Source organism: Planomonospora parontospora (assembly GCA_014647935.1).
Lineage (GTDB): Bacteria > Actinomycetota > Actinomycetes > Streptosporangiales > Streptosporangiaceae > Planomonospora > Planomonospora parontospora.
In genome coordinates this window covers 256376-281717 of record BMQD01000008.1, presented here as the reverse complement: position 1 = coordinate 281717, position 25342 = coordinate 256376, and the positions used below count along the sequence as shown (strand labels likewise).

General features: G+C 74.6%; 19 protein-coding genes. 7 read left to right on the top strand and 12 right to left on the bottom strand.

Going from position 1 to position 25342, the window contains the following annotated elements; translation table 11 throughout:
• Positions 1 to 251: 251 nt before the first annotated feature.
• From IEZ07_RS15375 to IEZ07_RS15355, 5 genes are all read right to left on the bottom strand, one after another.
• A complete protein-coding gene (locus IEZ07_RS15375; protein ID WP_189235655.1) occupies positions 252 to 392 on the bottom strand; it encodes a hypothetical protein in 141 nt (46 codons plus the stop codon).
• 119 nt (positions 393 to 511) lie between these two features.
• Positions 512 to 781, bottom strand: a complete 270-nt coding sequence (locus IEZ07_RS15370) for a WhiB family transcriptional regulator (protein ID WP_068901429.1) — start codon at positions 779 to 781, stop codon at positions 512 to 514.
• A gap of 129 nt (positions 782 to 910) precedes the next feature.
• Positions 911 to 1210, bottom strand: coding sequence for a hypothetical protein (locus tag IEZ07_RS15365; protein ID WP_191895355.1), 300 nt, complete (start codon positions 1208 to 1210; stop codon positions 911 to 913).
• A gap of 108 nt (positions 1211 to 1318) precedes the next feature.
• Positions 1319 to 2191 carry an acyl-CoA thioesterase gene (locus IEZ07_RS15360; protein ID WP_068901425.1) on the bottom strand — a complete coding sequence of 291 codons (873 nt, stop codon included), beginning with the start codon at positions 2189 to 2191 and terminating at the stop codon, positions 1319 to 1321.
• The gene (locus IEZ07_RS15355; RefSeq protein ID WP_191895354.1) at positions 2188 to 4251 is read right to left on the bottom strand and encodes an ATP-dependent DNA helicase UvrD2; all 2064 of its coding nucleotides are present in this window, start codon (positions 4249 to 4251) and stop codon (positions 2188 to 2190) included. The genes IEZ07_RS15360 and IEZ07_RS15355 overlap by 4 nt, the downstream gene beginning before the upstream one ends.
• 192 nt (positions 4252 to 4443) lie before the next feature.
• Here IEZ07_RS15355 and IEZ07_RS15350 point away from each other — a divergent pair, with 192 nt between their 5' ends.
• Positions 4444 to 5460, top strand: a complete 1017-nt coding sequence (locus IEZ07_RS15350; protein WP_204054374.1) for an alpha/beta hydrolase — start codon at positions 4444 to 4446, stop codon at positions 5458 to 5460.
• Between the two features lie 74 nt (positions 5461 to 5534).
• The gene (locus IEZ07_RS15345) at positions 5535 to 5786 is read left to right on the top strand and encodes a mycoredoxin (RefSeq protein ID WP_068901419.1); all 252 of its coding nucleotides are present in this window, start codon (positions 5535 to 5537) and stop codon (positions 5784 to 5786) included.
• A 189-nt stretch (positions 5787 to 5975) separates the two neighbouring features.
• Here IEZ07_RS15345 and IEZ07_RS15340 read toward each other — a convergent pair whose 3' ends face one another.
• Together IEZ07_RS15340 and nudC are read right to left on the bottom strand one after the other, a co-directional pair.
• A complete protein-coding gene (locus tag IEZ07_RS15340; protein ID WP_068901417.1) occupies positions 5976 to 6242 on the bottom strand; it encodes a hypothetical protein in 267 nt (88 codons plus the stop codon).
• A gap of 250 nt (positions 6243 to 6492) precedes the next feature.
• A complete protein-coding gene (nudC, locus tag IEZ07_RS15335) occupies positions 6493 to 7470 on the bottom strand; it encodes an NAD(+) diphosphatase (RefSeq protein WP_239319966.1) in 978 nt (325 codons plus the stop codon).
• Between the two features lie 397 nt (positions 7471 to 7867).
• Between nudC and IEZ07_RS15330 the strand changes: the two genes are divergently transcribed.
• The 5 genes from IEZ07_RS15330 to IEZ07_RS15310 are packed head-to-tail and all read left to right on the top strand — an operon-like array spanning position 7868 to position 14501.
• Positions 7868 to 9031, top strand: coding sequence for an ATP-grasp domain-containing protein (locus IEZ07_RS15330; RefSeq protein WP_191895351.1), 1164 nt, complete (start codon positions 7868 to 7870; stop codon positions 9029 to 9031).
• Complete coding sequence (locus IEZ07_RS15325) at positions 9028 to 10665, top strand: IucA/IucC family protein (RefSeq protein WP_191895350.1); 1638 nt, start codon at positions 9028 to 9030, stop codon at positions 10663 to 10665. The genes IEZ07_RS15330 and IEZ07_RS15325 overlap by 4 nt, the downstream gene beginning before the upstream one ends.
• On the top strand, positions 10662 to 12509 hold the full coding sequence (locus tag IEZ07_RS15320; protein WP_239319968.1) for an IucA/IucC family protein: 1848 nt from the start codon (positions 10662 to 10664) through the stop codon (positions 12507 to 12509). The genes IEZ07_RS15325 and IEZ07_RS15320 overlap by 4 nt, the downstream gene beginning before the upstream one ends.
• On the top strand, positions 12506 to 13801 hold the full coding sequence (locus tag IEZ07_RS15315; RefSeq protein ID WP_191895349.1) for a type III PLP-dependent enzyme domain-containing protein: 1296 nt from the start codon (positions 12506 to 12508) through the stop codon (positions 13799 to 13801). The genes IEZ07_RS15320 and IEZ07_RS15315 overlap by 4 nt, the downstream gene beginning before the upstream one ends.
• A 55-nt stretch (positions 13802 to 13856) precedes the next feature.
• A complete protein-coding gene (locus IEZ07_RS15310; protein ID WP_191895348.1) occupies positions 13857 to 14501 on the top strand; it encodes a Uma2 family endonuclease in 645 nt (214 codons plus the stop codon).
• Between the two features lie 3 nt (positions 14502 to 14504).
• Here IEZ07_RS15310 and IEZ07_RS15305 read toward each other — a convergent pair whose 3' ends face one another.
• The 5 genes from IEZ07_RS15305 to IEZ07_RS15285 form a co-directional block, all read right to left on the bottom strand.
• Positions 14505 to 17972: an ATP-dependent helicase gene (locus tag IEZ07_RS15305; RefSeq protein WP_191895347.1), complete on the bottom strand. Its 3468-nt coding sequence runs from the start codon at positions 17970 to 17972 to the stop codon at positions 14505 to 14507.
• Between the two features lie 112 nt (positions 17973 to 18084).
• A complete protein-coding gene (locus IEZ07_RS15300; protein WP_239319970.1) occupies positions 18085 to 21330 on the bottom strand; it encodes an ATP-dependent helicase in 3246 nt (1081 codons plus the stop codon).
• A gap of 154 nt (positions 21331 to 21484) precedes the next feature.
• Positions 21485 to 24382: a CDP-glycerol glycerophosphotransferase family protein gene (locus IEZ07_RS15295; protein WP_239319972.1), complete on the bottom strand. Its 2898-nt coding sequence runs from the start codon at positions 24380 to 24382 to the stop codon at positions 21485 to 21487.
• Positions 24383 to 24453: 71 nt separating this feature from the next.
• Entirely contained in the window at positions 24454 to 24822 is a 369-nt protein-coding gene (locus tag IEZ07_RS15290) for an MGMT family protein (protein ID WP_191895346.1), read from the bottom strand.
• Positions 24810 to 25178 carry a hypothetical protein gene (locus IEZ07_RS15285; RefSeq protein WP_191895345.1) on the bottom strand — a complete coding sequence of 123 codons (369 nt, stop codon included), beginning with the start codon at positions 25176 to 25178 and terminating at the stop codon, positions 24810 to 24812. The genes IEZ07_RS15290 and IEZ07_RS15285 overlap by 13 nt, the downstream gene beginning before the upstream one ends.
• Between the last annotated feature and the right edge of the window lie 164 nt (positions 25179 to 25342).

Sequence of the window (25342 nt, the reverse complement as noted above, 5' to 3'; positions counted from 1 at the left end):
CGCAAGTGCCTCGGCTACCGAACCCCGGCCCAATGTGTTGCCTTGACTCTTTGAATCTAAGCGCCCTTTCTTCAACATCTGCCACTGCGCGCCCCGCAGCGCTTCCCGCCCTCGCCCGTTCCCCGGTGCCGGGCTCCGTCGAGCCCGGCCGTCCGCGGCGGTTGTCGACCCCGGACCGGCGACCTTCGGCGGTCACCGGGCCGGGGGACGCGGCCGCCCCGGAAGGGAGGGGTCGGGCGCGGCGGAGAGGATCAGACCAGGGTCAGGAGCGCCTGGCGGAGACGCGCCGAGGCGCGTTCCGCGTCGCGCCGGGCGCGCCGGAGCCGCTGGATCCCGGCCGCGCGGCGCTGCTCCTCCGCCTCCCTGTGGAGCGTCCGTATTCGGTCACGCACCAGTTCCTCATGCATAGATGGCAGGTCCAGGCCTCGGCTGGTGAAGTAGGTCATCGGAAGTGGTCCTCTCTGGGAACTCTCAGAACGTTCGGTTGATCATCGGGTCGGGCTGTGACCGGTCAGGCTGCGACCGGGGTCTTGCGGGGACGTCCGCGCGGACGCTTCCTCGGGACGACGGCCCCCCGCAGGATGAGCTCTCCGCCCCAGACGCCCCACGGCTCCTCACGCTCGAGCGCGCGGGCCAGGCAGGCCTGCTGGATCGGGCAGCCCCCGCAGAGCGCCTTGGCGAACTCCACGTCCTCCGGGGACTCGGCGAACCAGAGGTCGGGGTCGGTACGACAGGGGATCTCGGCTTCGTCGATCAGGTCCATGATCGTCTGGGCCCCCATCTGCTTCACCTCTCTGTTGGGTGTCGGTCTTGTTGTTACCTCGTGGGTGGGGGTCAGGATGTGCGGCAAAACAAGAAGGCCGCGGATCCTGTCTGCGGATCCGCGGCCTGGTGGCTCTCCCTCGTCAGGTCATATGACCTGAGGGTGCCTCCAGGGTTGCGGACCTCGCAGCCCACCGTTTCCGGTGTGCTCGGTCTGCTGTGCGTAGTCGCCGGCCTCTGCCGCCGGGGCAGCCGGAACGCCCGTCGCCGGAATGGCGAACAGGGCGGCCTCACGGCTGACCTGGACCTGGAAGATGACAGACTTGTCCCGTCGCATGGGAACGACCGCGGCATCCGCGAGGATGGCCTGGCCGCCGAAGACGGGCAGGGTGGTGCCGGGGCACGCGGAAGTGAGCCCCAGCTGCACCGACATCAGGTTGATCTTCACAGCGGACTCACCTCCATTCGTAGATCGCCGGACGGATTGTCCGGCTCGCTTGTCCAAGACCCTAAACCCGGTCACCGGGAAGGGGCAACATATTTTCTACCTGCAGTTTTACGGCTCCAGCACGCGGATCATCGCCTCCTGCACCACGGACACCGCCAGTTCGCCGGACCGGGTGAACATCTGCCCCCTGGCCAGTCCCCGCGCCGCCCCCGACCAGGGCGATTCCTGGGCGTACAGCATCCAGTCGTCGACGCGGAAGGGCCGGTGGAACCACATGGCGTGGTCCAGCGATGCCCCGGAGAGGTTGGAGGCCCCCCACGCCAGGCCGTGGGCCAGCAGCACGGTGTCGACCAGCGTGAAGTCCGAGGCGTAGGCGGCCAGGACCACGTGGAGCAGCGGGTCGTCGGGCAGGTCCGCGTCGTAGCGGAACCACACGTTCGTCTCCGCCCCGCGCAGCCCGGGATCGCGGTGCGCCTCCCAGGTGAGCGGGGTCACGTAGCGGGAGTCCACCGGGCGCGGCCGGGTCAGCCACTCCCGCCACGGCGAGCCCTCCCCCACGACCTCGCGCATCCGCTCCTGGATCGTGGGCAGGTCCTCCGGCGCGGCCACCGGCGGCATCACCGCCGCCTGGTGCTCGACCCCGCTCTCGGCGACGTGGAAGGAGGCCGACATGGTGAATATGGCCTTGCCGTGCTGGACGGCCACGACCCGGCGCGTGGTGAACGACCGTCCGTCGCGCACCCGCTCCACGTTGTAGACGATCGGGATCGCCGGGTCCCCGGGCCGGATGAAGTACGCGTGCAGCGAGTGGACGTGCCGGTCCGCCGGGACCGTACGGCCCGCGGCGACCAGCGCCTGGGCGGCCACCTGCCCGCCGAAGACGCGCTGGATGCGCTCCTCGGGGCTGCGCCCCCGGTAGATGTCGAGCTCGATCTGCTCCAGGTCGAGCAGGTCCAGCAGCTCCTTGAGAGCCTCGTTCACGCGTCCTCCGTCTGGTCTCCGGCCGCACGGCAGATGGCGAGCACCGCCTCGCCGTACCGCTCCAGTTTGACGCGCCCTATGCCCGTTATCGACATCAGGTCCTGTTCCGAGGCCGGCGCCCGCTCCGCGATGGCCTGGAGCGTGACGTCGGTGAAGACCACGTACGACGGCACCTTGGCCTCCTTGGCGGCGGCCGCGCGCCACACCTTGAGCCGCTCCAGCAGGGCCTCGTCGTAGTCGACGGGGCAGGCGGCGCACCGGCCGAGCTTCTGCTCGGCGGCGGCGGCCAGCGTCTTGCCGCAGACGCGGCAGCTCACCGTCGCGGCCACCGTACGGCGCTCGCGGGGGGCGGGAGCCGATGCCCGGACCCGCGCGGGGCGGCCGGTGAGGCCGTCGAGGAAGCGGGACGGCCGCCGGGGCCGCCCTCCAGGGGAGCGGACCAGCGCCCACGACACCGCGAGGTGGACCCTGGCCCGGGTGACGCCCACGTAGAGGAGGCGCCGCTCCTCCTCGATCTGCTCCGGCGTCTTGGCGTGGACGATCGGCAGCATCCCCTCGGTGACCCCCACCAGGAAGACCGCGTCCCACTCCAGGCCCTTGGCCGCGTGCAGGGAGGCCAGGGTCACACCCTCGACCTCCGGCGCGTGCTGCTCGGCGGCCCTCCGCTCCAGCTCGGCGACGAAGCCCGGCAGACCGGCGCCCCGGGCGGCCAGGTCCTCCGCCAGCTCGGCCAGGGCCCGCAGCGACTCCCACTCCTCTCTGGCCTTCCCTCCCGCCGGGGGTTCGGGGGTCAGGCCGATGCCGGACAGGATGTGGTGCACGGCCGGGGCCAGGTCCTCGTCGGCGCCCGCGGAGCGGGCCGCGCCGCGCAGCAGCACGACCGCCTTGCGGACCTCGGGGCGCTCGAAGAACCGGTCGGCGCCGCGCACGAGGTAGGGGATGCCCGCCTCGGCGAAGGCCTGCTCGTAGGCCTGCGACTGCGCGTTGACGCGGAAGAGCACGGCCGTCTCGCGCAACGGGACACCCCGGTCGGCCAGGGCCCGCACCGCGCGCGCGACACCCGCGGCCTCGGCGGCCTCGTCGGCGTACTCGGTGAAGGCGGGCTCGGGCCCGTCGGGGCGCTGGGCGACCAGGGAGAGCCGGTGCGGGGAGCGCGCCACCTCCAGGACGCGGTTGGCGAGCGCGACCACCTGGGGCGTGGAACGGTAGTCGCGGACCAGTTTGATCACGGTGGCGCCGGGGTGCTCGACCGGGAAGCCGGTCAGGTAGTGGGAGGTCGCGCCGGTGAAGGAGTAGATCGTCTGGTTGGGGTCGCCGACCACGCACAGGTCGTCCCGGTCGCCCAGCCAGGTGTCGAGCAGCAGCTTCTGCAGCGGGTTGACGTCCTGGTACTCGTCGACGACGAAGTGGCGGTACTGCTGCCGGACCTGGGCGGCCACCTCGCCGTGCTCGGTGATCAGGGCGGCGGTGAGCTCCAGGATGGTCTCGAAGTCGAGCAGGTGCCGCTCGCGGCGGAGTGCCTCGTAGGCCTCGTAGACGCGGACCATCTCCTCGGCCGGGACCGGGGGCGTGCGGCCGATCTTCTTGACCGCCTCGGCGTAGTCCTCGGGGTAGATCTGGCCGGCCTTGGCCCACTCGATCTCGGCGGCGAGGTCGCGCGGCTCGGCCTGCGCGGCCTCCCGCCCCACGGAGCGGCACACGGTGCGCAGCAGCGGCAGCTTCGACTCGATCACCGCGGGCGGGTCTCCGCCGATGACGCGCGGCCAGAAGTAGGTGAGCTGGCGGAGCGCGGCCGCGTGGAAGGTGCGGGCCTGCACCCCCGGCACGCCGAGCGCGCGCAGCCGCTGGCGCAGCTCCCCGGCGGCCCGTGTGGTGAAGGTCACCGCCAGCACGCCCGTCGCTTCGACCGCCCCGCTGTGCACGGCGTACGCGATGCGGTGCGTGATGGCCCGCGTCTTGCCGGTCCCCGCTCCCGCGAGGACGCAGACGGGACCCCGTACGGCCTGGGCGACCTCACGCTGCTCGGGATCCAGTCCCGCCAGCACGTCAGCGGGCTCCATGGGGACTCCTTAACAAGCCGTGACACGCCGTCCGATGGGCCGGTCGGCGCTGTCCTCGCGGTCGCCGGCCGGGCATCGCCCATTCTGGCACCATCCCGTCGTCCTCCCGAGTCCGTGCTGAGATGCGCGGACAGGGTGCCTTACTCCACAATGGGGTCCTCAAGAGAACCCCGGGGGAAAGGAAAGACTCCTGTGCGAACTGCGGCAACCGTGAGCGCGCTCGCCCTGGCGGCCCTGGTGCTCGCACCCTCCGGGGTGCACGCGGACGTGGCGGCGGTCCCCACAGCCCCCTCCGCCGGCACCGCGGCCACCGCGGCGGCCGTCGCCGCGAACGCCGCCCCGGCCTCCACCGCGACCGGGGGGACCCCGTCGCGCAAGGCCGAACCGACGCCCTCGGCGTCGACTCCGGCGTCGGCGGATCCCGACGCGCTGGTCCAGGGCACCATCGTCGACACCGTCGCGTACGGCAGGCACGCCCGGCAGCGCATGGACGTCTGGCACCAGGCCGACGAGCTGCGGCGGCCGGGGGTCTTCCTGATCCACGGCGGCTGGTGGTCGTCGGGCGACAAGAAGTACATGACGGAGATCAGCCGGAGCTACGCCGAGCTCGGATACACCGTCTTCAACATCAACTACCGGCTCTCGACCGACGCCGCGTGGCCCGCCCAGCGCGTCGACACCCTCGACGCCATCGCCACCGCCCGGCGGCACGCCGCCCTGTGGTCCTTCGACCCGAACAACTACGTGGTGGTGGGCTTCTCGGCCGGCGGCCACCTCGCCACCGCGGTCGGCACCTACAAGAACGGCCTGCCGGGGCTGAAGGGCGTGGTCGGCATCTCTCCGGTGGTCTCCCCCCTCACGGCCTACCTCGACGGCACCGAGACCCTCGACCTGAACAAGCGCAAGCTGCGCGAGTCCGCCATCCGGCTCGCCGGGGGCTGCGAGCCCTCGGGCAAGTGCGCGAGGATCTGGCAGAGCATGGAGGTGCCGGAGCACGCGAGCCGCGGCGACGCGCCTGTGCTGAGCGTGCACTCGGCGGACGAGTTCGTGCCGTCGAGTCACAGCAACCAGCTGCGCGACCGCCTCAGGCAGGTCGGGGTCGAGGTCACGGTCCTGACCGAGGTGGGGATCAACCACAGCGCCCCGCTCTACCGGCTGCCCGGTGTGGCGGAGCGGGTGCAGGAGTGGATCGCCGGCAAGGTCTTCTAGCCCGGCGGGAAGACCGGGCGCCCACCGCGTGTTGCCAATGAGCGCGAACATCGTCTGAAGGGGTTTCCAACGCCATGGCGCTCACCGTTTACACCACCACCTGGTGCGGTCCCTGCAAGCGGCTGAAGGCTCAGCTGACCAGGGAGGGCATCGCCTACCAGGAGATCGACATCGAGCGGAACCCCGACGCCGCCGAGTTCGTCATGAGCGTCAACAACGGCAACCAGACCGTGCCGACGGTGGTCGTCGAGTCCCCCGCCGGGCGGGTGGCCCTGACGAACCCCTCCGTCGCCGAGGTGAAGCGGCTCCTCGGGAGCGCCGCCTGAGCTGCGGGAGCGCCGCCTGAGCCGTCTCCGGACGGTCGCCTGATCCGTCCCGGGCCGGGCGGGGACGCCGCGGTCCGCCCGCGGTGGGCGCCGTCACGCGGCCGGGCGGGGACGCCGCGGTCCGCCCGCGGTGGGCGCCGTCACGCGGCCGGGCGGCCCTGCAGGACCTCCTCCCGGCCGCGGCGGGGACTATCCGGCGCTGGCGCCGCTCCGGGTGCGGTGGACCGTGGCGCCGTTGCGGTCCGCCGTGAAGTGGAGCTCCTCGAAGAAGACCTTGCCCGACCCGTCGGTGTAGGCTCGCACGATCTTCAGGCTCGCGCCGTCGATGGTCGCCCGGGCCTGGGTCTGCTGCCACAGCGCCCCGTCGTCGGCCAGGGAGGTCCCGGTCCCGCCGAGCACGAGGGCCGGGGCCAGCGCCCCGACGGCGACGAGGCGGCACGCTGTCTTCTTGATCATTTCTTTCCCTTCGCGAGGGCCTGCAGGGGTTCGGTGTCCGTCCCGGCCGCCTGCCGGCGAGGCGGGCCGGGTTGCACTCTCCATACCCGACGCCCATCAGCCAAAACACGAAGAGTAGTCGCTCAAACACATAAAGTGAACGATGCTCGCGGGGCCGTTACCGCTCCGCCGCGCCCGCCCGGCCCGGGGCGGCGATCCACCGGCCGGGCGGGCGCGAGGCGGCGATCCGCCGACCGGGCGGCGCGGCCGGTCACCAATCCCCTTCGAGCTCCCCGCCGTACCAGGCCTCGATCAACCGGCGCGCGATCGACACCTCCGGCGGCAGGCGCACCTCGCCGCTCTCCAGCGCGGCCCGCAGTTCGGCGCGGCTGAACCAGCGGGCCTCGGCGATCTCCTCGCGGTCGGGGACGAGCTCGGTGGACAGGGCCCTGGCGAAGAAGCCCAGCATCAGGCTGCGCGGGAACGGCCAGGGCTGGCTGCCAAGGTAGCGCGGGGCGGCCACCCGCACGCCGACCTCCTCCGCCACCTCCCGGACCACCGCGTTCTCCAGCGACTCGCCGGGCTCCACGAACCCGGCGAGCACCGACAGCCGGCCCTCCGGCCACTGCGGCCCGCGGGCCAGCAGGCACCGGTCCTCCTCGTCGTGGACCAGCATGATCACCGCGGGGTCCACCCGGGGGAAGTGCTGGCTGCCGTCCTGCGGGCAGACCCGCACGTGCCCGCCCGTCCGGACCTCCGTACGGCTCCCGCAGCGCGGGCAGAACTCGTGGGTGGAGTGCCAGGCCTCCAGCGCGACCGCGTAGACCAGCAGGCCGGCGTCCAGGTCACCGAGGAGCGCGCCGACCTGGCGCAGCCCGGCCGCGGCCGCCTCCCCCTCCGGCCGGGCCGCCGGGGCCGCCGGTGGAGCGATCCGGCGGCCGGGCTCCTCGCGGACGGCGCCCTCGACCGGGGCCGCCACCGCGAAGTAGGCGGTGCCGCCGGCGTCCACGCCCAGCAGGTAGCGCTCCCCCTCCGGTGCGTCCGCGGGGGGCAGCAGGACGAGCTCGGCCGCCCCGCCCCTCATCCTGACCAGGGCCTGGCCGCCGTCGACGACCAGGACCCTGGTCGCGGGGTCCGCCCAGGCCCGCTCGATCCACCCGGCGTCCCCGCGGCGCGCCGCCGACCGGTCGATGGCGCCGCGCGCGAGCAGCAGCGGTCCCAGTAGTCCTTCGTCTGCAGTGATGTCCACGCCGTCACACCCTCCCCGAGCCGGACACATCCTAACGACGCGCCGGCCGCGGGCCTCCGCCGCCACGGGCCCGCGGCCGGACGGGAGATTCCGGGAGGCCGCGCGGGCGGCGAGAGGGGCATCGCCGTCGCACCGTCGGCGAGAGGGGCATCGTGCCCTGCGGGCGGCGGGCCCGCCGGGGCGGCCGCCCGGCCGGGGTGACGGCGGGGCGAGCGCGGCTCATGATGTCCCCCGTAGGCGTCGCCCGGAGAGATCGGGAGGAGACGACGGTGAGAAGCTTCTCTTCCCCCCGCCAACGGGACATGGATGATGATTCTCCTGTCGCGTCACACGATGATCTCCGTTCGACTACGATGCCGCTGGTTAGGTTAGCCTTACCTGATATCGGGGGTCCGCATTGCGGCTGTACCTCACCGCGCTCAAACCGACCGACTCCGTCACCGACGGATTCCTGCCCGCCGCCCGCGCACTGGGTTGCGACGTCACGGTCCTGACCGACCGGCCGGAGCAGTACACCGCCTCCGGTGCCGAGGCGCTCGCCTGCGACGTGCGCGACGCACGGGCGGTGATCGACGTCATCGCGCACCACCACCCGCCCGCCGCGGTCTTCTCCAACTCCGACCACATCCAGGCCGAGACCGCCCTGGCCGCCGCCTACTTCGACCTGCCGGGCAAGGACTGGCGGGCGTGCGTCGCGGCCAAGAACAAGGCGCTCACCCGGCGGCGGCTGGCCGCGGCCGGCGTGGAGACCGTGCGCTCCGTACGGCTCGCGCCGGACGACCCGGTGCCCGCCGGGGACGTGCCGCTGCCCGCCGTGGTCAAGCCGAGCCAGGGCGTCGCCAGCGAGGACGTCGTGCTCGTCCGGGACGGACGCGAACTGGCCGGGGCCGTACGGGCGATCCGCGGGCGGCGGCCGGGCGAGACCCTGGTCGTGGAGGAGTACCTCGACGGACCGCTGCACACACTGGAGACCCTGGGCGACGGCCGGGCCGTCCGGGTGCTCGGCGGCTTCCGGACCACCCTGGGGCCGCTGCCGCACTTCGTGGAGGAGCGCCTGGACTGGGAGCCGCCGCCCGCGGCCGGTCACGTACTCCGGGCGCTGCGAGCCCTGGGCGTGGGCTTCGGGGCCTGCCACACCGAGTACGTGATGACGGCGGACGGGCCGCGGATCATCGAGGTCAACTACCGGGTGATCGGCGACCACTGCGACTTCCTGCTCGCCGACCTGCTGGGCGTCCCGCTCTTCGAGCGGATCCTCGGCGTGCATCTCGGCCTGGGCCTCGGGCCGGACCTCGAGCGCGCCGCCGTGCACGGGACCGCCCTGAGCCTGGTGGCGGAGCGGTCGGGGACCGTGACGAGGGCACCAGGAATCGTGGCGCCCTCCCCCGGTGACCGCGTGCGGCTCTGGCACCGGCCGCTCCGGTCGGTGGGCGACCGCATCGACCGGAGCCACACGAACCGCGACTACCTGGGCATCGTCCGCGCCGTCGGCCCCGACCGGGCGAGTGTGGACGAGGCCGTCTCGGCCTTCACCGCCGCCGACCCCTGGGTGATCGCATGATCGCCGAGCGCGCCGTCGCCGGGCGGGAGCCGTACCTCGCGGCCCGTGTCCTGGACGCCCTCCTGCGGGAGGACTACGGCGGCCTGGCCGGGCGGGTGGCCCGGCGCAGGGACGGCGTCGTCCTCCACCTGCCGGGACCGGGCGGGCGCCCGGTCCGGCTGGTACCGGGTTCGCCGTTCCAGGACTTCACCGTCGCCCCCGCCGAGCGCCTGGGCCTGACCGAGGTGCTGGGCGCCCTGCGGGCGGTCGCGCACCCGGCGGACGCCGCCGGGATCGAGGCGTTCGCCCAGGAGTGCCGCGAGGCCCTGCGCGCACTCGACCTCCACGACGCCCACCGCCGGGACGTGCTCGCCCGGCTGCGGCGCGGCCCGGCCGGGACCGCGCGCTACGAGGCGCTGGCGGCCTTCCTGGACCATCCCGTCTATCCGACGGCGCGCTGCCGGGCCGGGCTCTCGGACGGGGATCTGACGGCCTACGCGCCGGAGTTCGCCCCGAGCTTCGAGCTGCGGTGGGCGGCGGTGCCCCGCGAGCGGGTGACCGGCACCTCGCCCGGGACGCCGCCGATGGCGCCGGACTTCGCCCGCGTCGGGCTGGCGGGGGAGCTCGCGGACACGCACGTGCTGTTCCCGGTGCACCCGCTGGCGCTGCCCGCCGTCCGCGCGATCCCGTGGGCGGTCCCGGCGCCGGAGCCGTACCTGACCGTCCGGCCCACCCTGTCCATGCGCACGGTCGAGGTGGACGCCCGCACGCACCTGAAGCTGCCGCTGCCCACCAGCACGCTGGGCCTGCGCAACCGGCGCTCGATCAAACCGGGCACGCTGGCCGACGGGGCGCGGGCCGAGCTGCTGCTGCGCCGGATCGCCGGTCCGCAGATCATCCTGGCCGACGAGCAGGTCCACGCCCACACCGGGCACGAGTACCTGGCCTGGCTCGTCCGCCGCCTCCCGCCGGGCGAGATCGTCCCCGTGGCGGCGCTGCTCGCCCCCCTGCCGGAGGGCGGCACGGTCGCCGAGGAGCTCGCCGCGCGACGGCACGGCGGCGCCGGTGGCGTCGAGGCGCTGCTGACCGAGTACCTCCGCCTGCTGTTCGCCTCCGGCGTGCGGCTCCTCGTCCGGTACGGCGTCGCGCTGGAGGCCCACCAGCAGAACCTCGCGCTCGTGCTGGACGGCGACGGCCCCCCGCGGCTGCTCGTCAAGGACAACGACGGGCTGCTGGCCTCCCCGGGGCGCCTGCGGGCCGCGGGGACCGCCGTCCCGGACTTCGCCGACGGGCGCATGCTGACCGACGACCCGCACGCGCTCGCCGACGTGTTCGTGACCATCACCCTGCACCTGGCCGCCGCCGCTCCGGCCTTCGGCGCGCTGCCGCCCGCGCGGGCCTCCCGGCTGCTGCGGGACACGCTCGCCGAGGCGCTGGAGCCGTACGGCGACGACCCGGCGGCCCGGCTGCTGCGGGCCAGGTCCCTCGACGCCGCCCGGCTGGTCGGCAAGTCGATGGTCACCGCCGGGACGCTGGTGGACAAGGCGCGCACCGGGGCGCGCGACGTGAACAAGTTCTACGGCACCAGCGGCCCCAACTACCTCCGCCACCCTCCCGCGGCCGTCCGGCCCGTGATCACCCAGGGGACCCCATGACCGCTCCCGTTCTCTGCTCCGTTCTCGACTCCCCGGCCGCCGTCGCCGAGGAGGCGACGCTGGCGGCGCTGCTGCGCTGCGCCGTACGGGAGGTCGCCGGGCCGCGCGGCCGGGTCCGGCACGACGGGCCCCGCCTGCTGCTGCACCTGGCGGGCACCCCGCTGCGGGTGCGGGCGCACGGCGGGCTCGCACTCCGGTTCACCGGACCCGCCGAGTGGTACCGGGACGGCCGCTGGCGTCCGCTCTCCGCCGACCGGCTCGTCCGGCTGCTGGAGGCCGAGCTGGGCGGGGGCAACGAGGAGTTCGCCGCCCAGGTGCGGTCGAGCCGGTCGGCCGTGGCGGCGCTGCTGGAAGGCCGCCGGGACGCGGGCCCCCCGGCCGACCCCTGGCTGGCGTCCGAACAGGCGCTCGTCTTCGGGCACCCGTTCCACCCCAGCCCCAAGGCGCGGGACGGCGTCTCCGGTGACGGCCCGGAGGGGGGCGGCGTCTCCCGCGGCCCGGAGAGGGACGGGGCATGCCGTACGGACGACCCGCACGACGGCGGGGTCCGAGGGAAGGACGCCCCGCACCGCGGCGGGACCCGCCGGGAGGACGATCCGCACGACGGCGGGATCCGTGGGGCGGCCTCCGGTGCGGGCTGGCTCGCGTACGCCCCGGAGGCGCACGCGGCCTTCCCGCTCCGGTTGCTCGGGGTCCGGCACGACGTGCTGGCCGAGGCGGGCGAGACTGCGGCACTGGACGCGCTGGGCGGTGCGCCGCCCGGGTACGCGCTGCTGCCCGCGCACCCCTGGCAGCTCGACCTGCTCGCCGCCGAGCTGGCCGCGCCGCTGGCCGACGGGCGCCTGGTCGACCTGGGCCGCGGCTCCTGCGAGGCGGTCCCCACCTCGTCGGTCCGCACGGTCTACGAGCCGTCGATCGAGCGGTGCCTGAAGTTCAGCCTGGACGTGCGGATCACCAACTGCGTCCGGAAGAACTCCTGGTACGAGCTGGCCGGGGCGGTCGAGCTGACCGCCCGCCTGGAGCCGGTCTTCCGCGATCTGGCGGAGCGGTTCCCCGGCACCCGCTGGCTCCCCGAGCCCGGCTACCGCTCGGCGGACCTCGGCACCCGGCTGCTGGAGGGGCTGGGCGTGATCGTCCGGGCGAGCCCCCGGCAGGTCTGCGGACCGGGCGTGACCCCGCTGCTGAGCGGCGCCCTCGCGGCCTCCCCGCCCCCCGGTTCCGCCCCCGTGCTCCCCGCCTCCGCCGCCGCCGACCCGGTGCGCTGGTGGCGGGCCTACGTGGAGTGCGTCGCGCCGCCGGTGCTGGAGGCCTACCTGGCCCACGGCGTGGTGCTGGAACCCCACCTGCAGAACGTCCTGGTCGGCGTGGACCCGGCCGGGACGCCGGTGGAGGCGGTCTTCCGCGACCTGGAGGGGACCAAGCTCGTCGCCGGCCGCCACGACCTGTCGGCCCTTCCCCCCCGGGTCGCCGAGGCGCTCACCTACGACGCCGCCGACGGCTGGAACCGGGTGGTCTACTGCCTGGTCGTCAACCACCTCGCGGAGATCGCCGCCTCGCTGGCCGGCGACGGACCGGTGCGGGAGCTGTGGGCGGTGGCCGGGGAGGTCCTGGCCCGCTACGCGGCCGCTCGGGGATGGCCGCCGCCCCTGGCGGGCCTGCTGTCGGACGCGCCGCTGCCGGCCAAGGCCAACCTGGCGGTCCGGTGGTCGCGGGCGGCGGACCGCGCGGCGGGGTACGTCGCGGTGGCCAACCCGCTGGCGACCCCGGCGGCCAGGCCCTTCATCGGCCCACCGGCGGCCGGACCGGGCTCCGTCCGGAGCGCGCACGCGGCGGGTGCCCGATGACCTCCGAGCACACGCCCGACGGGTGCCCGCTGGTTCCGGGGGAGCCGCCCGCCTACGTCTACGACCTGCGGGAACTGGACGCCCATGTGGCCGAGGTCCGGGCGGCGCTGGACGGGATCGAGCTGCACTACGCGGTGAAGGCCAATCCCGACCCGGAGCTGCTCCGGGTGCTCGCCCGGTACGTGGACGGCTTCGAGGTGGCCTCGGGCGGGGAGCTGGCGCACGTGCGGGCGCTGTTCCCCGAGGTGCCGGTCGCGCTGGGCGGCCCGGGCAAGACCGACGCCGAACTGGCCGCCGCCGTCCGCCCGGCGGACGGCCCGGGAGGTCCGGCAGGTCCGGGAAACTCGGCAGGCCCTGGCGGTCCGGAAGCCTCCGGCAGCCCGGGAACCTCGGAAGGCTCAGGCGGTCGGGGAGGCTCGGGCGGCGCCCCGCCCGTCCACCGGTTACACGTGGAGAGCCCCGGGGAGCTGCGGCGGCTGCTCGCCCTCGGACGTCCGGCCGACGTCCTGCTCCGCGTCAACCTGGACCTCCCCGTCGAGGGGGCCTCGCTGGCCATGGGCGGCGGCGCGACCCCGTTCGGCATGGACCCCGGCGGGGTCGACGAGTGCCTCTCCCTGCTCCGCGGCCAGGACCTCGTCCGCTGGCGGGGCGTGCACGCCCATCTGGCCAGCGGGCTGGACGCGCCGCGGATGCTGAGGCTGGCGGAGGCCGTACTGGACTACGCCCGCGGGATCGGCGCGACCGAGGTCAACCTGGGCGGCGGCATGGGCGTGTCGTACGCCGACCCGGACGCCCGGTTCGACTGGAAGGCGTACGGCGCGGGCCTGGCCGGCCTCCGGCGGCCCGGGGAACTGCTGCGGGTCGAGCCGGGGCGGTCGCTGACCGTCTACTGCGGGCGGTACGTCACCTGGGTGATCGACGTCAAGCGGGTGCACGGCGAGCTGTTCGCGGTGGTCGCCGGGGGCACCCACCACCTGCGGACCCCGGCCACCAAGGGCCACGACCAGCCGCTGGCCGCCTGGACCTCGGCCGGAGGACCGGGCGCGCCCGGCGAGCCGGTCACGATCGTCGGGCAGCTGTGCACCCCGAAGGACGTGCTGGCCAGGAGGGCACCGGTCCGGCTGGAGCCGGGGGACGTGGTGGAGTTCGCGATGGCCGGGGCCTACGCCTGGAACATCTCCCACCACGACTTCCTGATGCACCCGCGCCCGGACTTCCGCTATCTGCGACCGACCGGCCTCATTTCATCACATTGCGTAGACGGCACTGGTACGGTCGGCGACGGGATGTGAGGGGATCGACATACGATGCCAGCGTAGGGAGCCCCGAGAGGATGTCTCAATGGTCATGTCTCTACCCCGTCACCAGACCACCGATGAGCCGCGCAGCCGGAAGGATCCTTTCCGGCGGTTCTCCCGCGACACCGTCGAAGACCGAACCCTGCGGCTCTGCAAAGAGCTCAACGACCACGGCTATGCCGCGGAGATCGTCCAGGGGCAGGTCGTCGTGAGTCCTTGGGCTCACCCGAGGAGCTGCGATGTCCTCGACAACCTCGTCGACGTGCTCTATCCGGTCAAGACCCGGAACGGGTGGCGTCTGCACCAGAGCATGGCGCTGAGCATCCCGCCCCAGGGGGATATGCGCCTGCCCGACCTGGTGGTGGTTCCCCGCGATCCGGAGTACCACGACGAGATGCGGCTGCGGGGACGCTCCGCCCTGCTGGCCGCCGAGGTCTGCTCCCCCGGCACGTGGAAGGCCGATTACCAGGAGAAACCGGGCGAGTACGCCAGGGCCGGGGTGCCGCTCTACCTCATCGTCGACCCGACGGCCGAGCCGCCGAAGGTCACCCTGATGAGCGAGCCGGTCGAGGATCCCGCGCCCTTCGACGAGCGGGAGCCGTACCTCAAGACGGTCACCGTGCACAGCGGCGGGTCGCTGGAGCTGCCGGAGCCGTTCGGCCTGCGGATCGACGTCGCCGCGCTGTTCGCCTGAGCCTCACCGCCCGGACGCGGGGACCGACTCGACGAGCGCGACCAGTCCGCGCTCGTCGAGGAGGTCCACCGGGCGGACCGTCTCGTTGAAGCGCACGTAGTGGAAGGCCGCCCCCACCCGGTCCAGGGGGACGCCGGCCAGGCGGGACCAGGCCAGGCGGTAGGCGGCGAGCTGGACGGAGGCCGCGGACCGCGTCGTCTCCATCAGGCGGCGGCCCGTCTTCCAGTCAACGACCTCGTAACCGCCGTCCGGGGTCCGGAAGACGGCGTCCATCCGGCCGCGGACCAGCCGATCGGCGATCATCATCTCGAACGGGACCTCGACCTCGAGCGGTTCCCGGCCCGCCCACTCGCTCTCCTCGAACCTCTCGCGCAGCTCCGCCAGCAGGACCTCGGCCTCCTCCGTCTCGTCGCCGGCGCCGGGGAGCTCGAGCTCGTCGAGGAGCCGCTGCTGGCCCCAGCGCGTCTCCAGCCACCGGTGGAAGGAGGTGCCGCGGCGGGCCAGGGGCGCGGGCCGCTTCGGGACGGGGCGGCGGATCCGCCGGGCCAGGGCCGCGGGGTCGGCGGCCAGGGCGACGAGGTCCGAGACGGTGAGGCGGGCGGGCAGCTCGACCTGGCGCCCGCCGCGCCGCCGGTTCCGCTCCCGTTCCCGGAGCAGGAGCTCGGTGTCCCGTTCCCAGGCCCTGGCCCGCTCCCGGTCCCAGCCGCGCAGCTCCGCCAGGCGCGGGTCCTCCCCGCCCTCAGGCTCCCCGGTCTCGGCCCCTCCGCCGTCCGGACCGCGCGCGGGTACGGCGGGCGCTCCGGCCCACGAGGGTCCGGCGGTCCGCACGCCCTCGCCGGTCCCCGCGTTCTGGCCGGTCCGCACGCCCTCGCCCGTCCGCACGCTCCGGCCGCTCCCCGCACTCCCGTCCGGTTCCGCGAGGGAGCGGAGGGCGGCCTCGACGAGGAAGGAGCCGTCGACGACGGCCTCGTACCGGGCCCCCCCGGGGGTGACCGGCCAGACGGTCTCGGCGGGTTCGGCGAGGAGGGGGTTGGTGACGCCCTTCTCGAGCGGCGGCGGCCAGGTGGCCACCCGGCCGCAGGTCTCGCGGATCTCCAGCAGGAAGTCCGACGGCTCCAGGGGCTTGGCCGCGCCGCCCCAGCGGTAGCCCGAGGCGATCAGCAGGTAGTGGGCGCGGGTGACCGCGACGTAGGCGAGCCGCCGCTCCTCCAGCAGGTCGCGGTCGCGGCAGCGCTCGTCGAACTCGGCGAGCTCCTCCTTGGTCAGCCCGGCCAGCCGGGGCAGGTCGGAGGCGTCGCCGCGCAGCGGGTAGGGCAGCCTGCGCGGGTTCTCCGTCCACCTGGGGCTCACCACCGGCCGGGCCGGGAAGATCGTGCCGACGGTCGGCGAGCCGGTCTTCGACAGCATCTGCGACATCCCGGGAACGATCACGACCGGCCACTCCAGGCCCTTGGACGCGTGCACGGTCATCAGCTTCACGCTGTTGCTCTCGCCCACCCGCCCGGCGTCCAGGCCGTTCTCCTCCTCGTCGGCGGCCTTGAGGAACGCCAGGAACGCGCCCAGCGTCGGGTCCTCGGAGTCGCCGGCGAACCGGGAGGCGGCGTCGACGAAGGCGTCCAGGTCGGCGCGGGCGGCGAACGGACCCGCGGCCGACCCCCGGGCCGCCACCTCGACGTCCAGGCCGAGACGGCGCTCGACCTCGGTGATCAGGTCGGGGAGCGGCTGCCCGACGTGGCCGCGCAGGGTCCGCAGTTCCTGCGCCAGGGCGACCAGCCGTACCCAGGCCAGCGGCGAGAACGCCTCCTGCCACTCGGGCCGGTCGGGCAGCTCGTCCAGCGCGTCGACCAGGCTGCCGCGCTCCTCGGACAGCTCCGCGACGACTTGGTCCAGCAGGTCGGCGACCGGGGAACCGGCCTCGCGGTTCTCCCGGTTCAGCTCGCGGGCCCGCTCGCCCAGCTCCTTCAGGTCGGCCGGGCCGATCCGCCAGCGGGGACCGGACAGCAACCGGACCAGGGCGTCCCCGGCCGTCGGGTCGTAGAGCACGCGCAGGGTGGCCACCAGGTCGGCGACCTCGGGCACGGTGAGCAGGCCGCCCAGGCCGACCACTTCGACCGGGACGCCGCGCTCCTCCAGGGCCCTGCGCAGCGCGGGGAACTGCGAGCGTTTGCGGGCGAGGATCGCCACGTCGTGCGGTTGCAGGCACTGCGGGCCGCCCCACGTGCTCTGCCTGGCCTTCCTGCGCTCCCCCTCGCCCCACGGCAGGCCGTCCGGGGCGGTGTCGCTCCCGAGCAGTCCGCACACCTGCTCGGCCACCCACCTCGCCTCGTCCTCGGCCGTCTCGTGGAAGCCGCACACCACCCGGCCGCGCTCGACCCGGTTGCCGCCGGGCACCAGCACCGGCACCTCCCTGGCCTCCATCCGCAGCGGGATCTGCACCCGGGCGGCGACGTCGAGGACGGCGTCGCCGTTGCGGAAGCTGACCGAGAGCCGGCGGACCTGAGCGGGCTCTCCGGAGGCCGTGCGGAAGTCGCGGGGGAAGCGGGTGAGGTTCCCGGCCGAGGCGCCGCGCCAGCCGTAGATGGACTGGCAGGGGTCGCCGACGGCGGTGACCGGGTGGCCGCCGCCGAACAGCGAGCGGAGCAGGACGAGCTGGGCGTGGCTGGTGTCCTGGTACTCGTCCAGGAGGACGACGGCGAACCGGTCGCGCTCGATCCGGCCGACCTCGGGGTGCCTGGCCGCGATCCGGGCGGCCAGCGCCATCTGGTCGCCGTGGTCGACCACCTCGCGCCTGCGCTTGAGCCGGGTGTAGGCCTCCACCAGCGGCAGCAGCTGCTCCCTGGCCCGCTGCACGGCCAGCGGCCTGCGCTGGGCGAGGATCGGGGAACCGGACAGCGCGTCGTACCGCTCCTTCAACCAGGCGCCCACCTCCCGCACGTCCTGCGGCTCGCGCATGTGCTCGGCCAGCTCACCGGCCAGCTCCAGCACCGCGCGGGTGACCGTGGCCGGTCCCCAGTCGAGCTGCTCCATCGGCCCGTCGTAGGCGCTGACCACGTGCCCGGCGAGCTGCCAGGCGATGGCCGGGGTGATCAGCCGCATGGTGGGCTCCAGCGCCTCGCGCAGGGCGTGGTCGGTCACCAGCCGGGCGGCGTAGGCGTGGTACGTCGAGATGGTCGGCTCGCCCGCCAGCGGGTCCGCGGACACGTCGCGGCCGAGGGCGCCCAGCCGCTCGCGCACCCGGTGGGAGAGCTCGCTCGCCGCCTTCCTGGTGAAGGTCAGGCCGAGCACCTGCTCGGGCCGGACCAGGCCGTTGGCGACCAGCCAGACGACCCGTCCCGCCATGGTCTCGCTCTTGCCCGACCCGGCCCCGGCCACCACGACCATGGGTTCGAGACCGGCCTCGATCACCGCGGCCTGTTCCGGGGTCGGGGGGAGGATGCCCAGCTTGTCGGCGAGCTGGATCGGACTCAGCAACCCCTGCCTCCATCGGTACGGCGCGGCGCGGTACGGCACGGCACGGCGCGACACGGCGCGACACGGCCCCGCGCGGTACGGCCCCGCACGGCGCGGCGGGGTGCGATAAGGCTCAGCACACCTGGCCCCCGCTCTCGTTGACCGGGCAGCTCGCCCGCGCGGCGCAGGTGCGGCAGCCGTCGTTGACCTTCGCGTGGAAGAAGGGCAGGGACATGCCCCGCGCCACGGTGTCCACCATGTCGCGGGCCCAGCCGGGTTCGGGGTCCTCCGCCAGGGGCCGCTGGATCTGCTCCCTGGCGTCCTTGCCCGCCGCGTTGCCGACCTGCACGAGGGCGGCGCCGCCGGGCTCGTGCATGCCGTACCGCTGGAAGGCCCCGAGCAGCGCGGCGAGCTGGTAGACGCCGAGCTGGGGATGGCGGTCGAGGTCGGCGTCGGAGGGCTTGCTCGCGCCGGTCTTGATGTCGATGATCACGGCGCGGCCCTGCCCATCGCGCTCGATCCGGTCCACCCGGCCCTTGATCTGCACCCCCTCGGTGACCATCGCGACGAAGGACTCCTCGGTGGCGACCAGGGTCCGGGGGTTCTCCCGATGCCACTCGACGAACCTGGAGATCATCTTCTCGGCGACCCGGCGCTGTTTGCGGTTGTACCAGACGCCGCCGAAATCCAGCTCGTCCCAGACCTTGTCCAGGTGCTTGGCGAGGGTCTCCTCGCTGGGCATGCCGTCCGCGGCGAGCACGGCCAGCGCGTGGACGACCGTGCCCAGCCCCCGGGCCACGTCCGTGCCGCCCGCGCCCACGGAGGTCTCCAGCAGCCAGCGCAGGCCGCACTTGGTGAAGCTCTCCACCGCCGAGGGCGAGATGCGCACGACGTCGTCGGGCCAGCCGAGCGGGCGGTCGTCGGAGATCGGGGTGAGGGCGTACCACTCGTCGGGGTGGGCGCCCCGCACCCCGGCCGCGGCGAGCCGGGCCAGGTGCTCGGCGGCGACCCTGCGCAGGGACTCCGGCCGGGCCGGGTCGCAGACCGCCGCCCGCAGGTCGGCCACCAGCGCGGACATGGTCAGCCAGCGGGACCGCTCGTCGAGGGCCGCCGCCTCCTCGCCCGTGCCGGGCACCAGCTCGCCCAGGAACCGCGACGGCCGCTCCTCGACGTCGTCCCCGCCGACGGCGGTGACGAAGAGCCTGGTGCGCGCCCTGGTGGCGGCCACGTAGAACAGGCGGCGCTCCTCGGCCAGCAGCTGGGAGGCGAGCGCGGCGCGGACCGCGACCGGGTCCTCGTGCTCCGAGCCCTCGGCCCGGGCGCACATGTCGTCGGTGCTCAGGACCGACCCGCGGGGCCGCAGGTCGGGCCAGGTCCCCTCCTGGACCCCCGCGACGACCACGAGGTCCCACTCCAGTCCCTTGGACCGGTGGGCGGTCATGATGTGCACCGCGTCGCTCTCGGGGGCGCGCGGGGCGAGGGAGTCCTCGGGGATCTCCTGGGAGACGAGGTCCTGCACGAACACGTCGACGCCCGCGTGCGGGAGCCGGTCGACGAACTTGGCGGCGCGGTCGAACAGCACCATGACGGCGTCCAGGTCGCGGTCGGCCTGCCGGCCCCGGTGCCCGCCCGCGGCGCTGATCTCGCTCCACCTGCCGGCCAGGCCGGTGAGCCGCCAGACGGCCCAGAGCGCGTCCTCGGCCGTGCCGCCCTGCCGTACGGCCTCGGTGGCGGCGGCGATGAGCTTGGCGAGCCGCTCGGCGGGGAGCGCGATGTGCGGCTCCACCAGGACCAGCTCCCGCGCGTCCTTGAGCGCCGCGACGAGCAGCTCCCCCGAGGACCTCGGGCCGCCGCCGGGCGCCGGCTCCCCGAGCTCTCCTGAGGACCTCGGGCCGCCGTCGGACGCCGGCTCCTCGAGCTCCACCGGGAGCGCCATGGCCTCGTGCTCGGCGACGCGCAGCGCGCGGCGCAGCCGGCGCACCCCGATCATGTCGGTGCCGCCGAGGGCACCCGTCAGCAGTTCCTCCGCCATGCCCTCGTCGAGGGTCTCCGGGTGGAGGGCCACCTGGATAAGCCGGATCAGCGGGCGCACGCCCGGCTCCTGGATCAGCGGCACGTCGCCGCCGCCCACCACGACCGGCACCCCGGCCGCGACCAGCGCGCGACGCAGCAGCGGCACCTGCCGGGTCGCCGAGCGGACCAGCACGGCCATCCGCGACCAGGGCACCCCGTCCAGCAGGTGCGCCCGGCGCAGGATGTCGGCGACGACCGCCGCCTCCTGCGCGGGGCTGTCGGCCACCACCGCCCGGACGTCCCCGTGCCCGGCGTCCGGGAGCGCCGTCAGCTCGCGGTGCGCGGCGCCGCCGGGCACCGCGGGCAGGCGGGCGGCGACGCGGCGGGTGGCCGCCAGCAGGCCGGGCCCGCTCCTGCGGCAGACGCGCAGCGCGACGATGGGCGCCTTCTCCCCATGGACGTCGCGGAACCGGTCGGGGAAGTTCATGATGCCGTGGACGTCCGCGCCCCGGAACCCGTAGATCGACTGGTCGGGGTCGCCGACCGCGATGAGGTCACGGCCCTCCCCGGCGAGCCGCTGGAGCAGGAGCTCCTGGGCCGGGTCGGTGTCCTGGTACTCGTCCACCAGGACGACGTCGTAGGCCGAGCGCTCGCGGAGCCGCACCTCGGGGTCGGCGAGCAGGGCCGCGGCGGCGCGGACCAGCTCGGGGTAGTCGAGGACCGGTTCCGGGTCCAGGTCGAAGCGGGCCTGGTAGCGGTCCGCGAAGCGGCCGGCGGCGACCCAGTCGGGACGGCCGTGGCGGCGGCCCAGCTCCACCACCTCCGGCCCGTCGAGGCCGCGCTCGGCGGCGCGCGCGACGAAGTCGCGCAGTTCTGCGGCGAACCCGCGGGTCTTGAGCGCCTCGCGCATGTCCTCCGGCCAGTACGGCGCGCCCTCCTCCAGCTCGCCGAGGAGCATGCGGCGGATCTCCAGGAGCTGCTCGGGACCGGTGAGCAGCCGCGGCGGGGGCTCACCGGCCAGTACGGCCTCGCGGCGGAGCAGGGCGTAGGCGTAGCTGTGGAAGGTCAGCGCGAGCGGCGTGCGGGTGGTGCGGCGCAGCCTGCCGGTGATGCGCTCGCGCAGTTCGTCGGCGGCCTTGCGGCTGAAGGTCAGGACGAGCACCCGCTCGGGGTCGACCCCCCGGCGCTCGACCCGGTCCACCACGGTCTCCACGATCGTGGTGGTCTTCCCGGTGCCGGGACCCGCCAGCACGAGCAGCGGGCCGCTCCCATGGGCCACCACCGCCCGCTGGTGCTCGTCCAGCACGGGGGCAACGGCCTTCCCCGCACCCTCACGGCGCACCAGCCGCCAGCTCTGACCCCTCACAGCTCGCCATTCCACCAGATGTCGGGCAGTGATCGGGCCGAGTCGGCCACTCGGGTCCGAATCCCCTGCGCGGCAGGCCCGCTCCCGCCGGACTTCTCCCTCCCGGCCACCGCCGGACCGCTACCGGACCGCCACCGGCCCGCCACCGGACGCCTCAGGGGGCGAAGACCCGGTCGACCAGCCGGGCGGCGGCCTTGCCGTCGTCGCGGGGCGCGTAGGTGCGCCTGAAGCGCTCGTAGCGTTCGGCGTGCGCGGCGGCCAGTCCCTCGACGTCCCGCAGCGCCTCGACCACCTCGGCGCCGGTCGACAGCAGCGGCCCCGGGGCCTCCGCGGCCAGGTCGAGGTAGAGGCCGCGCTTGGCCGAGTAGCGCTGCAGATCGTAGGTGAAGAAGAGCATCGGCCGTCCGGTCGCGGCGAAGTCGAACATCACGGACGAGTAGTCCGTGATCAGCACGTCGGCGACCAGCAGCAGATCGGCGACGTCCGGATAGGTGGTGACGTCCAGCGCGAGGCTCTCCGGCACGTTGGGCGCCGCCTGCATCGAGTGCGCCCTGATCAGGAACCGGTGGCCGGGCCCCAGCGCCCGCCGGGCCTGCTCCAGGTCGAACCGGATCGAGTTGCTCCTGCGGTCGTAGTCGCGGAAGGTCGGCGCGTACAGCACCAGCTTGGCGTCCGCGGCGACGCCGAGCCGCGCGCGCACCCGCGCCGCGGCCTCCGGGTCCGGGGACACCAGCGCGTCGTTGCGCGGGTAGCCGCTCTCCAGGACCTCGCCCTGGTAGCCGAAGGCCTTGCGCAGGATCGGGGTGGCCCACGGGCTCTGCGAGACCAGCAGGTCCCAGCCCCGGACCTCGACCGCCTGCCGGTGCCAGGCCGGCGGCTTCGGGTCGCGGGACATGTGCGGCAGGTCGTTGCCCATGCGCTTGAGCGGGCTGCCGTGCCAGGTCTGCACGACCACCTGGTCCTCGCGCGCCCGGAACCACGGCGGCAGGAAGCCGTTGGTCACCACGTGGCGCGAGCGGGCCAGCACCTCGTAGTGCTCCCGGCTGCCCGCGCGGACCACGGTCGGCTCGATCCCCGCGCCGAGCCCGAGCTCCCCGGCCCCCGGCGGCGTGAAGGCGCCGTCCTTGACCACCCAGACGTGCTCGCGGTCGTCGCCGCGCCGCAGCCGCTCCTCGTAGACCGCGCGGACGTTGCCCTCGTACTGCCGGCCGTCGTAGGCCACGTAGACGGTGGCCTCGCGCAGTTCCCGGCTGCGCTGCGCCGGGTAGAAGGAGCGCTGGAGCAGGTGCAGCCCGCCCGGCCCCTTCTCGTCGTCGGGGCGGCTCTCGGCCACCGCCAGCACCGGCACGTCGAACCGGGTGGAGACCAGGCGGTACTCGCGCCCGCCGATCGTCTTCGGGCTCTCGTCCAGGGTCTCCAGGGCGGCGTGGTCCATCCGGACCGGGACGATCTCCCCGGACGCCTCGCGCGCCGCGATGCTCCAGGTGCCGCTGCCCAGCGGGACGGTCTCGCCGAAGCGGGGCATGGCCGCCGGCGCGAGGCGCACGGCGAAGCGGGAGCCCTCGCGCTCCATCGGCGTCGCGTACAGCAGCCCGCTGCGGTGGCGGAGCGTCAGTTCGGCCGGACCGGAGCCGGGGTAGGAGCCCTCCAGGACGAGGGCGCCGTCCGGCTCCCAGACCGCCGAGGAGACGACCGGCCGGATGCGGTGCGCGGAGACGATCACCCGGTCGCGCCGGTCGCCCAGGACCGTGATCTCCCGCTCGCCGATGACCGTGCGGCTCTCCTCGGCCCTGCCGAGCATGACGGGGGCCGCGGGGTCGCCCTTGGGCTCGATCCAGAGCCTGCCGCCGTCGCGCTCGGAGAGCAGCGACGCCACCGCGAAGGGCACGACGACCTCGGTGCCGCCCTCGACCGGGGTGAAGTCCGCCGCCACCCGGTGGCCGTCCAGCCGGGCCTGGCCCCTGGTGAACCTCCGGTCGGGCAGGAACACCCTCAGCTCCAGCCGCTCTCCGTCCAGCCGCACCCCGGTCAGCTCGGCCCGGGTGGGCTGCAGCACGACCTGGAGGGCGCGGTCGGAGGTCCAGACCGGCCGGATCCACCAGCCCGGGCGGGTCTCCAGGCCCGAGGGCCGCTCGGTCCGGCCGCTGGAGGGACCGCGGAGCAGGCCGACCGCGCGGGCGCCCCGGCTCCAGATCACGATCTCGGCGCGCCAGGTGGTCGTGTCGCGCACGGTCGCCCGGCGGCGGAGCAGCCTCTTGCCCCCGCGGACGACGGCCCGCAGCGCGGCGCGCCAGCGCAGCGCCCACGGGCTCAGCTCGGCGGTGAACCCGGACCAGTCGTAGTTGCAGCCCGCCTCCCGGGCGCCGTGCGTGGCCTCCGGGTGGTGGCTCCTGCGGGTGCGCAGGCGGATCGGGGGCAGCCAGCGCGGGCCGCGCAGCACGACGGTGGCCCGGTTGAAGCGGCGGCTCCGGACCGACAGGCCCGCCAGGTAGGCGTGACCGCTGATCCGCAGCCGCCCGCCGGACCAGGAGACGTCCTCGACCTGCGTGACCGGGATGAGGTCGGCGGCGCGCAGCCGGAACAGCGGCTCCGGCAGCTCTTCGCGGAGCGGCAGGTCGGCGTACCAGCGCAGGCTCCTGCGGACCCGCCGGGACGGTTCGGCCGCGGCCGTGACGAGCTTCTGCAGGGCGTCGCCGTCGGCCAGCTCGTCCACCCCGCGCCGCTCGATCAGGTGGAAGGCCAGCCGCCGCGCGACGGGCAGGTCGCGCTTGACGCGCGCGTCCACCCCGGCGAGGTACGGCTTGACCGCGGTGACGAACTCCCTGCGGCGGGCGGCCCCGCGCTTGGCCGCGATGTCGAGCCTGGAGCCGAGCGGCCCGGCCAGCACCTCGGCGTCGAACCGCCTGCGTTCGGCAGGGGTCAGCCCTTCGGCGAGCACCGCGCTCATCAGCGACTCGAGGGACTCCCCCCGGTCGCAGAGGTCCTGGACGACCCGCAGACGGTCAGCGACAGGGTCGCCGGTCGCTCGCGCGGGTGAAGCGCCGGTGGCCATGGGGGAGGCACCGCCTTTCGGGCAGAGAGCTGTCCGTCCCCCGCCATGTTAGTGGGCCCCGCAGAAACCGGTTACCGGTCGCGCTCCGGACTCGGCGGCCGTTTCCCGGACTCACCGGTCGCCTGCGGATGACCGTCCCATCTGGCGAGACGCATGTCCGCCCGCCCGCCCCGCAGCGGGGTGCCCTCCTCCCGCCAGTGGTCGAGGCAGCGCCGCTCGTGGCAGGAGGGCGGGGTGCCGTCGGCACGCACCACCCGCCACCAGGGGACGCCGCCTCCCCAGACGGACATCACCCTGCCGACCTGCCGGGGGCCGCCCTCACCGAGGTATTCGGCGATGTCGCCGTAGGACATCACCCTGCCGGGCGGGATGCGCTCGACCAGGTCCAGCACCCGCTCGGCGTACGGAGTGGGATCGCCCCGGCGGCCTAGCTCCGCCATACGGCGGGACCGGCCGCGAGGATCTCGTCGATCCTGCCGAACTCGTAGGACGCGGAGCCGTTCACCTGCTCGACGACGCCGTCGCGGACCGTGTAGGACTCGCCGTCCTCGCCGACCAGGTGCGCGCCGAGCAGCGCGGACACCCGGACCAGCTGCGCCACCTGCCAGTCGGACCCGGGCGCGCCGGACAGCGTCCCGTTCCAGGCGGCGACGACGTGGACCCCGTCGCCGTGGCGCGCGAGGACCTCACCCGCCTCCTGCGAACCGCGGTACTCGAACCCCGCCCGCCCCAGCACGTCCGCGAGCTCCGCGAACGTGAGCGGCGCCGGGCGCTCCACCCGCAACTCGTACCCCATGATGCGCGACCCTAGCGAATCTTCCCCGGCCCGCGGAGCCGGAAAGGCCGACACCGGTGCCACCGCGGCCGAACAGTGCCCGAACGGTGTCCGAAACGCGTTCGAATCGAGTCGGCCGCTCCGGACGCACCGGGCGTCCCGGGGGGGGGGCGCGGGCGCCCGGG

Coding starts and splice junctions, on each gene's coding strand:
- IEZ07_RS15370 (WP_068901429.1), bottom strand. CDS start 781: ATGGGGGCCCAGACGATCATGGACCTGATCGACGAAGCCGAGATCCCC.
- IEZ07_RS15355 (WP_191895354.1), bottom strand. CDS start 4,251: ATGGAGCCCGCTGACGTGCTGGCGGGACTGGATCCCGAGCAGCGTGAG.
- IEZ07_RS15345 (WP_068901419.1), top strand. CDS start 5,535: ATGGCGCTCACCGTTTACACCACCACCTGGTGCGGTCCCTGCAAGCGG.
- IEZ07_RS15340 (WP_068901417.1), bottom strand. CDS start 6,242: ATGATCAAGAAGACAGCGTGCCGCCTCGTCGCCGTCGGGGCGCTGGCC.
- IEZ07_RS15325 (WP_191895350.1), top strand. CDS start 9,028: ATGATCGCCGAGCGCGCCGTCGCCGGGCGGGAGCCGTACCTCGCGGCC.
- IEZ07_RS15320 (WP_239319968.1), top strand. CDS start 10,662: ATGACCGCTCCCGTTCTCTGCTCCGTTCTCGACTCCCCGGCCGCCGTC.
- IEZ07_RS15315 (WP_191895349.1), top strand. CDS start 12,506: ATGACCTCCGAGCACACGCCCGACGGGTGCCCGCTGGTTCCGGGGGAG.
- IEZ07_RS15310 (WP_191895348.1), top strand. CDS start 13,857: ATGTCTCTACCCCGTCACCAGACCACCGATGAGCCGCGCAGCCGGAAG.
- IEZ07_RS15295 (WP_239319972.1), bottom strand. CDS start 24,382: ATGGCCACCGGCGCTTCACCCGCGCGAGCGACCGGCGACCCTGTCGCT.
- IEZ07_RS15290 (WP_191895346.1), bottom strand. CDS start 24,822: ATGGCGGAGCTAGGCCGCCGGGGCGATCCCACTCCGTACGCCGAGCGG.
- IEZ07_RS15285 (WP_191895345.1), bottom strand. CDS start 25,178: ATGGGGTACGAGTTGCGGGTGGAGCGCCCGGCGCCGCTCACGTTCGCG.